10 protein-coding genes are annotated in these 12,686 nt (G+C 69.3%); 1 reads left to right on the forward strand and 9 read right to left on the reverse strand.

The window, feature by feature from the left end; all coding sequences use genetic code 11:
* Positions 1–96 precede the first annotated feature (96 nt).
* The 8 genes from HF576_RS10305 to HF576_RS10340 form a co-directional block, all read right to left on the reverse strand.
* Positions 97–3,363 carry a metallophosphoesterase gene (locus HF576_RS10305; protein ID WP_168912698.1) on the reverse strand — a complete coding sequence of 1,089 codons (3,267 nt, stop codon included), beginning with the start codon at positions 3,361–3,363 and terminating at the stop codon, positions 97–99.
* 2 nt (positions 3,364–3,365) lie between these two features.
* Positions 3,366–5,267 (reverse strand): fibronectin type III domain-containing protein, encoded by a 1,902-nt coding sequence (locus HF576_RS10310; RefSeq protein WP_205835082.1) that lies wholly within the window; start codon positions 5,265–5,267, stop codon positions 3,366–3,368.
* A gap of 305 nt (positions 5,268–5,572) precedes the next feature.
* Complete coding sequence (locus tag HF576_RS10315; RefSeq protein WP_205835163.1) at positions 5,573–6,430, reverse strand: SURF1 family protein; 858 nt, start codon at positions 6,428–6,430, stop codon at positions 5,573–5,575.
* 80 nt (positions 6,431–6,510) lie between these two features.
* Positions 6,511–7,629: a GuaB3 family IMP dehydrogenase-related protein gene (locus HF576_RS10320; protein ID WP_168912793.1), complete on the reverse strand. Its 1,119-nt coding sequence runs from the start codon at positions 7,627–7,629 to the stop codon at positions 6,511–6,513.
* A gap of 251 nt (positions 7,630–7,880) precedes the next feature.
* Positions 7,881–9,569, reverse strand: a complete 1,689-nt coding sequence (locus tag HF576_RS10325) for an ATP-binding cassette domain-containing protein (RefSeq protein ID WP_168912700.1) — start codon at positions 9,567–9,569, stop codon at positions 7,881–7,883.
* Between the two features lie 512 nt (positions 9,570–10,081).
* Positions 10,082–10,360: a DUF2277 domain-containing protein gene (locus HF576_RS10330; protein ID WP_168912701.1), complete on the reverse strand. Its 279-nt coding sequence runs from the start codon at positions 10,358–10,360 to the stop codon at positions 10,082–10,084.
* Positions 10,361–10,477: 117 nt separating this feature from the next.
* Complete coding sequence (locus HF576_RS10335; protein WP_168912702.1) at positions 10,478–10,825, reverse strand: DUF1801 domain-containing protein; 348 nt, start codon at positions 10,823–10,825, stop codon at positions 10,478–10,480.
* 12 nt (positions 10,826–10,837) lie between these two features.
* Positions 10,838–11,239 (reverse strand): VOC family protein, encoded by a 402-nt coding sequence (locus HF576_RS10340; protein ID WP_168912703.1) that lies wholly within the window; start codon positions 11,237–11,239, stop codon positions 10,838–10,840.
* A gap of 92 nt (positions 11,240–11,331) precedes the next feature.
* Here HF576_RS10340 and HF576_RS10345 point away from each other — a divergent pair, with 92 nt between their 5' ends.
* Positions 11,332–11,964 carry a TetR/AcrR family transcriptional regulator gene (locus HF576_RS10345; protein WP_168912704.1) on the forward strand — a complete coding sequence of 211 codons (633 nt, stop codon included), beginning with the start codon at positions 11,332–11,334 and terminating at the stop codon, positions 11,962–11,964.
* A 71-nt stretch (positions 11,965–12,035) separates the two neighbouring features.
* Here the strand turns inward: HF576_RS10345 and HF576_RS10350 are convergent, their stop codons facing one another.
* Positions 12,036–12,677: a TetR/AcrR family transcriptional regulator gene (locus tag HF576_RS10350; RefSeq protein ID WP_168912705.1), complete on the reverse strand. Its 642-nt coding sequence runs from the start codon at positions 12,675–12,677 to the stop codon at positions 12,036–12,038.
* Positions 12,678–12,686: the final 9 nt, after the last annotated feature.

A 12,686-nucleotide genomic window follows, 5' to 3' on the forward strand; every position in this document is an offset into this window, starting at 1 on the left:
CTACCCGCGGGATTCCGCGGCGCCGTTCGACGACGGTTGCCACGACGACGCACGTCGCCCCGTCCCTGGCGGGACGGGGCGACGTGTGAAGGGCGGTCAGCCCGCAGCGGGCAGCGTCACCTCAATGAGCCCGGCGGGGTACCGATCGCGCGCCGAGACGAACAGCAGGTCTCGCTCGGGGTCGATCGACACCCCGTAGACCTTGTCGCCGTACGCATAGGCACTCAGTCGCTTCACGAGCGACAGGTCGTCCGCCTTCAGCACCGTCGCACCGGATGCGTCGAAAGCCGAGGTCTGATGACCGACCACGACGATCCCCGCCGCAGCGTCGACCGCGATCGAGCGGTAGTCCGCTGCAGCCGCCGGCAGCCGCCGCACGAGGGTGTCATCCGCGGTGTTGTACACGTGGATGCCCTCCGTGGAGCCGTCGGCATCGCTGTTGCTGATGTACAGCAGCCCGTGCGCCGCATCGACGGCGACACCGTGAGTGCGCCAGGCTCCGGCATCGGCTGGACCCGCCACGGTACGCAGCAGCTCACCGGTCTCGGCATCCGCCACGTCGTACCCGGTTCCGCGCACGCCGCCGTAGACAAGCCCGCCGGCGAAGTCCACGTCGATGCCGCGCACGCCGCCGCTGAACGCGAACGGACCGCGCACTCGCGCACCGGTCGCCGCATCCATCACGACCCAGTTGCTGCCGTACGCGACGTACAGCAGTCCCTTCTCGACGTCGTACGCCAGGTCGCGCAGTCCGTCCTCGACCGGATCCGTCGTCGGCGCGGGCATCGTACGGACGACCGCGTCGGTCTCGGGGTCGATGACGTGAACTCGCGCCGGACGCATCTCGTCCGCCAGGAAGATCAGACCGGTCTCGGGATCGACCGCCGAGCCGACCGGACGAATCTCCGGGTCGGTGGGCTCCGAGGGGATCACGCCGAGCGCACGCGGCACCCACGACTCCTCCGGATCCGTCGGGTCCGTCGGGTCCGTCGGGTCGGTGGGGTCGGTCGGATCCGTGGGTCCACCCGGCTCCTCTCCGTCGGCGACACGGATGCTGACGGTCACCGCGAACGGAACGAGCTCCTCGCCGGGCGGGTTGAGCCGGAAGTCGCGATTGGACACGAACACCCGCTGCTTCTCCTCGTCGACGGCGATGCCGTATCCGTCCTTGCCGTAGTCGGGGCCGACCATGTCCACCATCAGCGTTCCGCTGGCCAGCGAAAGAACTGAGAAGCCGCCGGCGTCAGCCTTGGTTCCGGTGTAGCCGACGTAGAGCAGGCCGTTCGCGCTGTCGATGTCGACCTGGCGAGCGCCGGGGCGCACCGCCTTCTCCCACGACATCGAGAAGTCGTCCTTGGAGTCGAAGGCCTGGATGCCGATCTCACCCTCCACGGAGAGGAACTTGGTGGTCACAACGGTTCCGGTGGCGGGGTCGGCGGCCACGTAGTACGCATCCGCTGTTCCGTTGATCACGCCGAGCGACTGACCCGTCGACGCACGGAACACCTCCACACCGCGAGCCGGCACCGCCACGTACACGTAGTCGTTCACCGGGTCGACGTCGATGGAGCGATTCGACTCGATGATCGGGTACGGCCCGCGCACCACCTGACCGAACGTGTCGTCGGCGATCGACACCACGACCCAGTTCCGGTTCTGCTGACCGACGTAAAGCAGCTCTCGCTCCTCGTCGACACCGAGATCGCGGATGTTCTCGGGCAGCGTCATCTCACGCAGCACCGTGTCGGTCTCGGGGTCGATCTCGAAGATCTTCTGTCCGTTCTGGTCCCCCAGATAGAGCACGTCGCGCTCCTGGTGGTAGGCCGCACCGGCCGGGATCGCGGCGCGGTGGGGAGCGTCAGCCACATTGTTGGGCATCACGGCGTCGAGAAGCGCCGTCTGCTCGTAGTCGAACTCGCCCGTCGGCTCCTCGGGATCCGTCGGGTCGGTGGGGTCGGGTCCACCGGGCTCGCAGCCGAGGCACGGCGCGGGCGTGCCCGGGTCGATCTCCTGCGGCTCGACGCCGTCGACCACGAGCTTGGTGTCGCCGGTCTTCGTGATCGTGAAGCCGTCGAAGAACTTTCCGTCGGCCGTCCGCGACTCGAAGCGCAGGGTGCCCTCGTTGATGTCGACCACCTGGTACGTCTGCAGGCCCGTGGCGAGCCGGCGCAGGTGCCCGTCGTTCTCGTTCCAGTGACGCGGGCCGGCGTCGTAGAACTTCGAGCCGACGCTGGAAGAGACGTAGACGGGACCGGTCGAGCTGAGTTCCGGATCGGCGCCGGCGGGCAGGTTCTGCTCGTTGGCGAGCAGGTTGCCCCGGCCGTAGGCGTGGTCGTGGCCGGTCAGCACCAGGTCGACGTTGTGTTCCTCGAGGATCGGACCCCACTGCTGACGGATGCCCAGGTTGTTACGGCCCTCGTCGAGCGAGTACACCGGGTGGTGGAAATACACCACCGTCCATGCCTGGTCGTTGTCGGTCAGCACCTGATCGAGCCACTCCGCCTGCACACGCAGACCCTCGGTGTCGACGATGTTGCTGTTGAGCGAGACGAAGCGCACGCCCTGGTGGTCGGTGTAGTAGACGCTCCCCTCGAGGGCGTCATAGACCTCACCCTCACCCTGGGGCCCGTTGTCGGGGAATGCGTACATGTCCTGCCACTGCTGCGACAGCCCGCCCTCGTACTCGTGGTTGCCGGGGGTGGTCAGCAGATTCTGCGTGCCGAGCGTGTACGAGAACGCCTCGTACAGCTCACCCCACTGCTCGTCCGACTCAGCGTCGTTGACGAGGTCGCCGATCTGCAGCACGAGGTCGGCGTTCGGACGGTCTCGGAATGCGTTGCGCACGACGCGAGATGCATCGCTCAGGATGCCGTTCTGCACGTCGCCGAGGTACACGAACGAGAACCTCTCGGCCTCGGCCGAGGCCGTCTCGAAATCCTGCCACTCGCTGAAGTTCGTGCCGTCTCCGACGCGGTACATATACGAGACGCCGGGCTGGAGCGCGGAGAGTGTGGCGGTGTGCACCACGTTGGTGTAGCCGAGATCGGTCACCTGTTCGGTGCGCTGCTGCGCCACCAGGCGCTCGACGCCCGTCGGGTAGCCCGACGAGATCATCGGGCGGTACTCGACGATGCCGTCCGAGACAGTTGTGGACGACCGCCACGAAACGACCTGCTGGGTCTTGGCGTCGGCGCCGGGCATGAGCGTGATCCGGTCGGGCACCTGGGAGGGCGCGTACCGCTCAGCGGCGGGAACGGTTGCCGCGGTCGCAGGCGATGCTGTCGCGAGCATGCCGCTCGTGAGCGCGACGCCGCACACGAGCCCGGCGGCCAGGACGCGGCCGGCTGGACGAAGTCGAGCCATGATCAGGAAGCCTTTCGGTTACGCAGAACGGAGCGGACGACGACGGCACCGCCGCCGGCGACGAGCACGCCGCCCAGGATCATCAGGGTGAGGGGAAGGGCACCGCCGGTCGCCGGCAATTGAGCGGGCCGGGCACCGGCAGGGGCGGCCTCGACGGTGATCGCCACAGCGACCGAGCGCGACGAATCCACGCCCGTCAGCACGATCGAATGCGCGCCGGGCACGGTGTCGGCCGGAATGGTGACGCTCGCACTCAGCGCACCCTCGGCGTCGGCCGTCACGCGCGCGAGGGTGACAGGCGTCGAATGCAGCTCGATCGCCACCTGCTCGCCGGCTTCGAAACCGGCCGCCTTCACCGACACGGTGTCTCCGGGTGTGACGGTGGTGTCGCTGATGGATGCCGTCGGCTTGTCGCCGTCCGGATCGGTTCCGGGATCCGTGCCCGGGTCGGTACCCGGGTCCGTGCCCGGGTCGGTGCCGGGATCCCCTGGGAGCGTGGGGGCGTCGACGCCGTCGCGGGTCGATCCGGGACCCCCCGTCCAGGCGACGTCGTCCGTCACGAGCTTGCCGCCCGCAGCATCCTTCGTGATCGTGAAGGCGTCGAACAGGGCTCCGTCCACGGTGCGTGCCTCGACGTGCATGCGCCCGTCATCGGTCACGTCGACTGTCTGGAACAGCTGAAGGTTTGCACCCTTCACGCGCAGATGGGCATCGTTGAGGGTCCAGTTGTCTTGACCGTCGGGCGAGAGCCCGTAGTCCTTCGGGCCGGCGACGGTCACCATGTAGACCGGTCCGGTGTGGCTCTTGGCCGGGTCGGCTCCCTCGGGCAGGTTCTGCTCGTTGGCCACCAGGTTGCCGCGACCGTACGTGTGGTCGTGTCCCTGAAGCACGAGGTCGACGTCGTGCTCCTCGAGGATCGGCAGCCACGCGTTGCGCACGACGGCATTGTCACGGTCTCCGCTCGTCGAGAAGACGGGGTGATGGAAGGTCACGACCGTCCACTCGTTGGGGTTGTCTTCCAGCACGCCTTCGAGCCACTCGGTCTGTGTCGCGAACGGCTCGCCGTTCTGGCGGTTCGTGTTCAGCGAGATGAAGCGGACGCCCTGGTAGTCGACGAAGTAGACCGTCTCCTCGAGCTCCGCGACGCCGGGGCCGTTGTGCGGGAACGCGAACTGCGCAGGCCAGTACTCCGTGAGGTCGGGACCCGGGTAGTACTCGTGGTTCCCGGGCGTCGCGATGAGATTCGCGTACTGGTTCATCAGCGCACCTGCGCCGTTCCACTCGCCCCACTCGGCGTCACTGGTCTCGGTATCGATGAGGTCGCCGGCGTGGACGGCGAGCTTGGCGTAGGGGCGCGCCTCGAAGGCGGCGCGGAACGCGCGGGACGTGTACGCCTTGTTGTCGTTCTGCGCGTCGCCGAGCATCACGAAGCTGAAGCCGCCCGCTGCTGTGGTGGCTGTACGGAATTCGAACCACTCGGTCCACGTCTCGCCATCACCGACGCGGTAGACGTACGTGGTGTCCGGTTCGAGGCCGTCGATCGTGGCCGTATGAAAGGCGACGTCATAACCGAGAGTCGTGTCGAAGCTCGTGGTCGACGTGGCCGGGATGGACTGCGCGCCCTCCACCACGCTCGGTCCGCTGAGCGCCCACTCGACGCGAGGCGAGGCCACTGCCGTGGCGGTGCGCCATGTGACGGCCTGGCTGGTCGCCGGCGTCTCCGTCGGCGTCAAGATCACCCGGTCGGGCGCCGCGGACGGACGGTGGACGCTCGCGGGATCCACAGCAGGCGGCGCGAGACCACCTCCAGCGGCCACCGCGACACCTCCGCCCAGCGAACTCAGGCCGACGGCCACGGCGATGGCACCAGCCGTGATCGAAGCGGAACGGGCAAGTCTCGGCACGCGAAACACCTCTCGAGCAGAGCCGCCGTTCGGGTCGCGGCTCGGTCAGCGCACAGTGCGCAGGCCACTCCCCATGGCGGCCCAGAGAGAGTCTCTCCACCTCGCCCTACCCGAATCGGCTGGTTCTCCGACTCTTTCCCGACCGTTCAGAAACCGCGCCGGATTTCTCCGGTGCGACCGTCGGCGGCTCGGCGTACAGAGCCCGTTGTTCCGTGGCAATCCACCCGTCGTTCACCTCGCTCTGAACCTCCGGGAGCTCGAGGAAGGTTGGACGCGGTGCAAGAACGACCCCGAGGATGGGCGGCTCAGGACGCCGTCGGCTCCGGTTCGCCGTCACCTTCGGCCGCGGCATCCTCGAGGTCCTCGACCTCCTTCTCCCACGCGTCGCGAGCGAGGCGGTACCAGAGGTAGAACGCGAAGCCGGCGAACACGGCCCACTCCGCGGCGTAGAAGATGTTGAGCCAGTTGACGTTCGAGCTCTCGTCGGGAGCCGGCGACGCGATCGCGGTCAGGCCTCCGAACGGCGCCGACGACGCCAGGTACGGGCGATAGACGTCCAGGCCGTCGACGTCGTGCCAGCGCCCGAGCAGCGCGGCGGGCGACATGCGCGTCATGGTCTGCGGATCCGCGCCGGACGGCGGCGGCAGCGGCCCCTCGTCCGAGATGAGACGGCCACTCACAGTCACGAGGACGCGGGGATCGGATGCTTCGGCCTCGAGCCGCTCGATGGCGGCGAGCGCTTCGTCCTCGGTCGACGCCCAGCCGAGAGCGACGGCGATCGACGTCGGCTGTGGGCCCACGCGCCCGGAGGCTCCGGACGACGCGCCAGCGGCGTCTGGAGTGGGCGTGGGGACGGCGGCACTCAGCCGAAGCTGGCCGGTGACCCAATAGCCTTCGACCCCGTCGTTGAACCGCGACTCGACGATGAGGAAGTCGCCGGGAACCCACGAGCCCGCGGTCCCCACCCGCTGCCCGACGAGCGGCTCGGGAAGATACTCGCCCGGCTGCGCGACCTCGTCGAGCGACCGCACCTGTTCGGTGGCGCCCGGCGGGGGCGGATCCGTGTCGATCGCCCGACCCAGCTGCCACTGACCGAGCCACGCGAACACTCCCGCGACGACGAGGCACAGCAGCAGCATCCCGATCCACTGCGGCCGGACCATCACCTCGCGGAGGGTCGGCGGGAAGACCTCCGGCTCGGCGGCGGCCGCGCCTGCGGGGTCGGGGTCGGTCACGGCTCGCGTCATCCGGCGGCGTAGGGCGCGACGACGACCTCGACGCGCTGGAACTCCTTGAGGTCGGAGTATCCGGTGGTGGCCATCGACTTGCGCAGCGCCCCGATGAGGTTCGCGGTGCCGTCGGCGACCGGCGCCGGGCCGTAGAGGACCTCTTCGAGCGAGGCGACCTGGTCGACCTTCACGCGGCGGCCGCGCGGCAGCTTGGAGTGGTGCGCCTCGGGACCCCAGTGGTAGCCCTGACCCGGGGCATCCGTCGCGCGCGCCAGCGCCACGCCGAGCATGACGGCGTCGGCGCCCATCGCGAGCGCCTTGACGATGTCGCCCGAGGTGCCCACGCCGCCGTCGGCGATCACGTGGACGTAGCGTCCACCCGACTCGTCGAGGTAGTCGCGGCGCGCTCCGGCGACGTCGGCGACGGCGGTGGCCATCGGCGCGTGCAGACCGAGCGTCGCACGAGTGGTGGATGCCGCTCCCCCGCCGAACCCGACGAGCACGCCCGCGGCGCCGGTGCGCATCAGGTGCAGCGCGGCGGTGTAGGTGGCGGCGCCGCCCACGATGACGGGAACGTCGAGGTCGTAGATGAACTTCTTGAGGTTGAGCGGCTGGTCGACGCTCGACACGTGCTCGGCCGAGACCGTCGTGCCGCGGATCACGAAGAGGTCGACGCCGGCAGCGACGACCGTCTCGTACAGCTCCTGCGTGCGCTGCGGGGTGAGCGCGCCGGCGACCGTGACGCCGGCCGCGCGGATCTCGGCGAGACGATCACGCACCAGCTCGGGCTTGATCGGCTCGGCGTACAGCTCCTGCATGCGACGGGTGGCGGCGGTCTTCTCGAGACCCGAGATCTCGGCCAGCAGCGGCTCGGGATCCTCGTAGCGCGTCCACAGCCCCTCGAGGTCGAGCACCCCGAGGCCGCCGAGCTGGCCGAGCATGATCGCCGTCCGCGGGCTCACGACCGAGTCCATCGGTGCGCCCAGCACCGGGATGTCGAAGCTGAACGCGTCGATCGTCCACGTCGTGGAGACGTCCTCGGGGTTGCGCGTGCGCCGCGACGGCACCACCGCGATGTCGTCGAACGTGTACGCGCGGCGTGCGCGCTTGGCGCGACCGAGTTCGATGTCCATGCTCACCACCCCAGCCTACCGGGCGGGGTTGTCGCGCCCGCAGCCCGCCTGCTGTCCGCCGCTGCGCCCGCGCCCCGTTCGCCGGATCCGGAAATCGGAGACTCGTCGCGTTTCCGGAGCGCCACGCCGACGCCGCTCCGGAGACACCGCCGACGTCCGATTTCCGGATCCGGCGACCGAGCGCACATCTCCCACGGCTCCGAGCAAAGGACGAGGGTGACGGATGCCGGGGGCCCGGCATCCGTCATCGCTCAGCGAGCGCGGGCCACCCGCGCCTCGTCCCATACCGGCGCGTCGGACTCGAACACGCGGCCGTCGGCACCGAACACGACGAACCTGTCGAAGGACTTCGCGAGCCAGCGGTCGTGCGTGACCGCCAGGACGGTGCCCTCGAACCGCGCAAGCGCGTCCTGCAGCGCCTCGGCCGAGACCAGGTCGAGATTGTCGGTGGGCTCGTCGAGCAGCAGCAGCGTCGCCCCGGACAGCTCGAGCAGCAGGATCTGCAGGCGCGCCTGCTGCCCGCCCGACAGGCTGTCGAAGGTCTGCTCCGCCTGGCCGACGAGGCCGTAGCGGTCCAGCGCCGAGCTTGCGGCATCCCTCGGCAGTCCCGCTCGCGCGTCTTCACCGCGGTGAAGGATGTCGAGCAGCGTGCGCCCGGTGAACTCGGGATGCGTGTGGGTCTGGGCGAACCAGCCCGGCACGACCCGGGCTCCGAGCACGGCGCGGCCGGAGTGCGGCACCGGCGGGAGAGCGGCGCCGGTCGTCGTGACGTGTCCCAGTCGCGCATCCGGGTCGGTGCCGCCGCGGGCCAGCAGCCGCAGGAAGTGCGACTTGCCCGACCCGTTCGAGCCGAGCACCGCCACGCGGTCGCCGAACCACACTTCGAGGTCGAACGGCTTCATGAGTCCGGTCAGCTCGAGCTGCTCGGCGACGACAGCGCGCTTGCCCGTGCGGGCACCCCGCAGCCGGAGCGCGAGGTCCTGCTCAGGCGGACGCTCCTGCGGCGGACCAGCCTCCTCGAACTTGCGCAGCCGTGTCTGAGCCGCGCGATACCGCGACGTGAACGAGTCGTTCGCGGTCGCCTTGACCTTCAGCGTCGCCACCAGCTCCTTGAGCTTGACGTGCTGCTCGTCCCAGCGCCGCCGCAGTTCGTCCAGCCGCGCCATGCGCTCGTCGCGGGCGCGATGGTACGTGCCGAACCCGCCGCCGTGCACCCACGCGGTGCTGCCCGCGCCACCGACCTCGAGGGTCGCGATGCGATCCGCAGCTCTCGCCAGCAGCTCGCGATCGTGTGACACGAGCAGCACCGTCTTCGGCGTCTCGCGCAGCCGCTCCTCGAGCCAGCGCTTGCCGGGCACGTCGAGGTAGTTGTCGGGCTCGTCCAGCAGCAGCACCTGGTCGGGGCCACGCAGCAGCGCCTCGAGCGCCAGCCGCTTCTGCTCGCCGCCCGACAACGTCGTGAGCTCACGGAATCGTGCCCGCGAGAACGGGATGCCGAGCGCCGCGGTCGTGCACGTGTCCCACACGGTCTCGTACTCGTAGCCGCCGGCCTCGGCGTAGTCGGCGAGCGCGCTCGCGTAGCGCATCTGGGTGTCGAGGTCGTCGTGTTCGATGATCGCGGCTTCGGCGTCTTCGAGCTCGCGAGCGGCGCGACGGACCCGGTCGGGAGCGACCGAGATCAGCAGGTCGTGGACGGTCTGGCCCGCTTCGCCGTGACCGACGAACTGATCCATCACCCCCAGTCCGCCGTCGATCGAGATGACCCCGCCGTGCGGCGCGATCTCGCCGCGCACGATGCGCAGCAGCGTGGTCTTGCCCGCGCCGTTCTGGCCGATGAGCGCAGTTGTCGAGCCTTCGCCCACGCGAAAGCTCACTTCGTCAAGCAGCGGCCGCCCGTCCGGCAGCGCGTACGAGACGGCGGCGATGTCGATGTACCCCACGGTGTTCCTGTCCGCTGCCGCGCCCTCTCGGCGCCTGGGCAGCCGACCAGCCTACCCCGAGCGCCTCTCTTCACGCGCCTGCGAAAACACCAGCCGGTCACGGCGACACGCCGAGCCGCAGCATCCGCCCCCGGCGTGTCGCATGACGGACTGGTGTTTTCGCACCCGGCGTGAGGCGAGGAACGGAATGGGATGCCGCAGGCTCACGCGGCGGCGTACCGGCACCCCTCTCCTGCGAAAACACCAGCCGGTCACGGCGACACGCCGAGCCGCAGCATCCGCCCCCGGCGTGTCGCATGACGGACTGGTGTTTTCGCACCCGGCGAGAGGCGAGGAACGGAATGGGATGCCGCAGGCTCAGGCGGCGGCGTACCGGCACCACCTCTCCTGCGAAGACACCAGCCGGTCACGGCGACACGCCGCGCCGCGGCATCCGCCCCCGGCGTGTCGCATGACGGACTGGTGTTTTCGCACCCGGCGTGAGGCGAGGAACGGAATGGGATGCCGCAGGCTCAGGCGGCGGCGTACCGGCCCGACTTGATCGCCCGCTCGCGCGCCTTGGCCGCTTCTTCCTCGCGGTTCTTCGGCGGCGTCACCGCGACGAGGTCGTCGAGCAGGTGCTGCGTGATGTGGGCGATCTCGTGCACCGCGCGGTCGAACGCTTCTTGGTTCGCCTTCGACGGCTTGGTCGTGCCCGCGATCTTGCGAACGTACTGCAGCGCGGCGGCGTGGACCTCTTCGGACGATGCCGCGGGCTCGAAGTTGTGGAGCGTGTGGATGTTCCGGCACATGCCCCCGACGATACGCCCCTGCTCCGAAGGCGGGCCAGCCTCCAGCTGGGCCACGCGCCCAGCGATTGCGCGCGAGCGTCGGCGGCGAACGCACCCCGCCGTTGTCAGCCGCCGGGATCAGCCGTCGGCGGCGACCGCCTGAGCGATGTAGTCGGGCAGTGCCTCGTCGAGCGCGGGCGACCACTGGCGGATCTTCACGTGCCGGGTCTGCTTGCCCTCTCCCTCGAGAAGGCCGTGCCGGTCCGTGAACGACGCGCCGCGCTCGAAGGCGAACGTCAGATGCGTCTTGCTGGGGCTGATGATCGCGAGGATCCTGGTGCCTCGCCACGCCGGCGAGCCGCTGCTGATCACCTCGGTCGCGTCCGGGGCGTGGGTCGCCATGAGGTCACGGATGCGGGCAAGGAACTGCTGGTACTCGGGCGTCAGGCGCGCCTGCCCGTAGGCGTCGATGTCGGGGTTTCGCATGATCTCGTCCCCTCAACCCTGAGCGCCCGAGAAGTCCATGTGGACGGCTTCCCACACGTGCCCGTCGGGGTCGACGAAGCTGCGGCTGTAGACGAAGCCGAGGTCCTGCGGCTCGCGGTGAACCTCGCCGCCCGCCGCGGCTGCGGCATCCGCCATCGCGTCGACATCTGCGCGCTGATCCACGCCGATCGCGAGGATCGTCTCGATCCCCTGCGACGTGTCGGCGATCGGCTTGGGAGTGAACGTGCCGAAGTACTCCCGCGTGAGGAGCAGGACGCGGATGTCGTCGCTCAACGGCACGGCGAGCATGTTCTCGTCGCTGAAATCCTCGTTGATCGTCAATCCGATGGCTTCGAAGAACGATCGCGAGACCGCGAGGTCCTTCACCGGCAGATTGATGGTGATGGTCGTCATGGCTACCTCCAGAACTAGACCGTTCAGTACTCCGACGCTGGTACAGTAGCAGCACAGTACTGGTCCGTCTAGTACTGAAGGGAGATGGACCCATGGCCCTCACGAGCGAGCGCTCCGTCAGCAAGCGCAGCGCGATCGAACAGGCGGCGACCGAGCTGTTCCTTCGCCGCGGCTACGCGGGCACGAGCATGGACGATGTGGCAGCGGCCGCCAAGGTGTCGAAGCAGACGGTCTACAAGCACTACGCACACAAGGAGCAGCTCTTCACCCGCATCGTGCTCGATACGACCTCGCGCATCGACGTCCTCGTGGACGAGGTCGCCGACGGACTGCGCGACCCGCGAGATCTGCAGGATGCCCTCGTCCACTTGGCCCGCCGGTTCACCCAGGCGGTGATGGAACCCGACACCCTTCGCCTGCGCCGGCTCGTGATCGCCGAGGCCGAGCGCTTCAGCGAGCTCGGCACGTCGTGGTACGAGAACGGATTCGAACGCGTCCTGGCCACGCTCGCCGAGCGCTTCACCGAGCTCGCCGCCGCCGGGCGACTGTCGCTCGACGACCCGGGACTGGCCGCCGAGCACTTCGTCAGCCTGCTGCTGTGGATCCCGGTCAACCGCGCGATGTTCACCGGGGACCTCGCCCCGTTCGACGAGAAGGAACGGGAACGGATGCTGACCGCCGGCGTCGCCGCCTTCCTCCGCGCATACGCACCGGTGACGAGTTAGGCGCGTCGGGACGTCGCGACGCGGCTCAGCGCGGCGAGGCTCGGCTCATATCATCCGCTCCCCCAGGCTCGTTACCAGCGCTCGGTACCGCGCGGAATGACGTCAAGCACGTGCGGGAGCTCGGTCGGGAAGCAGGACCGGAAGAGCTCGGTGATCTGCGGGTCCGAGCCGTAGTCGTCGACCAGGCGCAGCCCGATCATGGTGCTGATGAGCATGCCTTCGGCCATGAAGGAGCGGGCCTCCTCGGCCTCGAACCCGACCTCGTCGCGGAAGAACCGCCACACCGAGGCGAAGCCCTTGCGTGCGGCCGGGCCGATCATGGGGTGGCTGCCGAGCAGGTAGGCGTGCGCGAGGGTCTGGTGCAGTCCCCTGACCTCGAGGAGGTTGACGTACGCCTCCCCGATGCGCTTGCCGACGGGCTTGTCGCTGTCGTCGCCCTCGACCAGCGCCGCGCGGAACGCCTCGAGCAGCCTGGCCAGGGCGTCGTCGATCGTCGCGAGGAAGAGGTTCTCCTTCGAGCCGAACAGGCGCACCACGTAGGGCTGACTGACACCCGCGGCCCGGGCGACCTCGTCCGTCGTGGCGCCCTCGTACCCCCGCGCGCCGAAGACCATCAGGGCGGCGTGGAGGATCTGGCGGCGGCGCTCTTCCGACGTCAGACGCCGCGCCGGATCGGTCGTCTCATCCAGGGCGACGGTGCTGTCGGAGCTCATCCCGGAAGG

The organism is Microbacterium salsuginis, assembly GCF_012524205.1.
Lineage (GTDB): Bacteria > Actinomycetota > Actinomycetes > Actinomycetales > Microbacteriaceae > Microbacterium > Microbacterium salsuginis.

Coding starts and splice junctions, on each gene's coding strand:
- HF576_RS10315 (WP_205835163.1), bottom strand. CDS start 6,430: ATGGTCCGGCCGCAGTGGATCGGGATGCTGCTGCTGTGCCTCGTCGTC.
- HF576_RS10305 (WP_168912698.1), bottom strand. CDS start 3,363: ATGGCTCGACTTCGTCCAGCCGGCCGCGTCCTGGCCGCCGGGCTCGTG.
- HF576_RS10350 (WP_168912705.1), bottom strand. CDS start 12,677: ATGAGCTCCGACAGCACCGTCGCCCTGGATGAGACGACCGATCCGGCG.
- HF576_RS10335 (WP_168912702.1), bottom strand. CDS start 10,825: ATGCGAAACCCCGACATCGACGCCTACGGGCAGGCGCGCCTGACGCCC.
- HF576_RS10345 (WP_168912704.1), top strand. CDS start 11,332: ATGGCCCTCACGAGCGAGCGCTCCGTCAGCAAGCGCAGCGCGATCGAA.
- HF576_RS10330 (WP_168912701.1), bottom strand. CDS start 10,360: ATGTGCCGGAACATCCACACGCTCCACAACTTCGAGCCCGCGGCATCG.
- HF576_RS10320 (WP_168912793.1), bottom strand. CDS start 7,629: ATGGACATCGAACTCGGTCGCGCCAAGCGCGCACGCCGCGCGTACACG.
- HF576_RS10340 (WP_168912703.1), bottom strand. CDS start 11,239: ATGACGACCATCACCATCAATCTGCCGGTGAAGGACCTCGCGGTCTCG.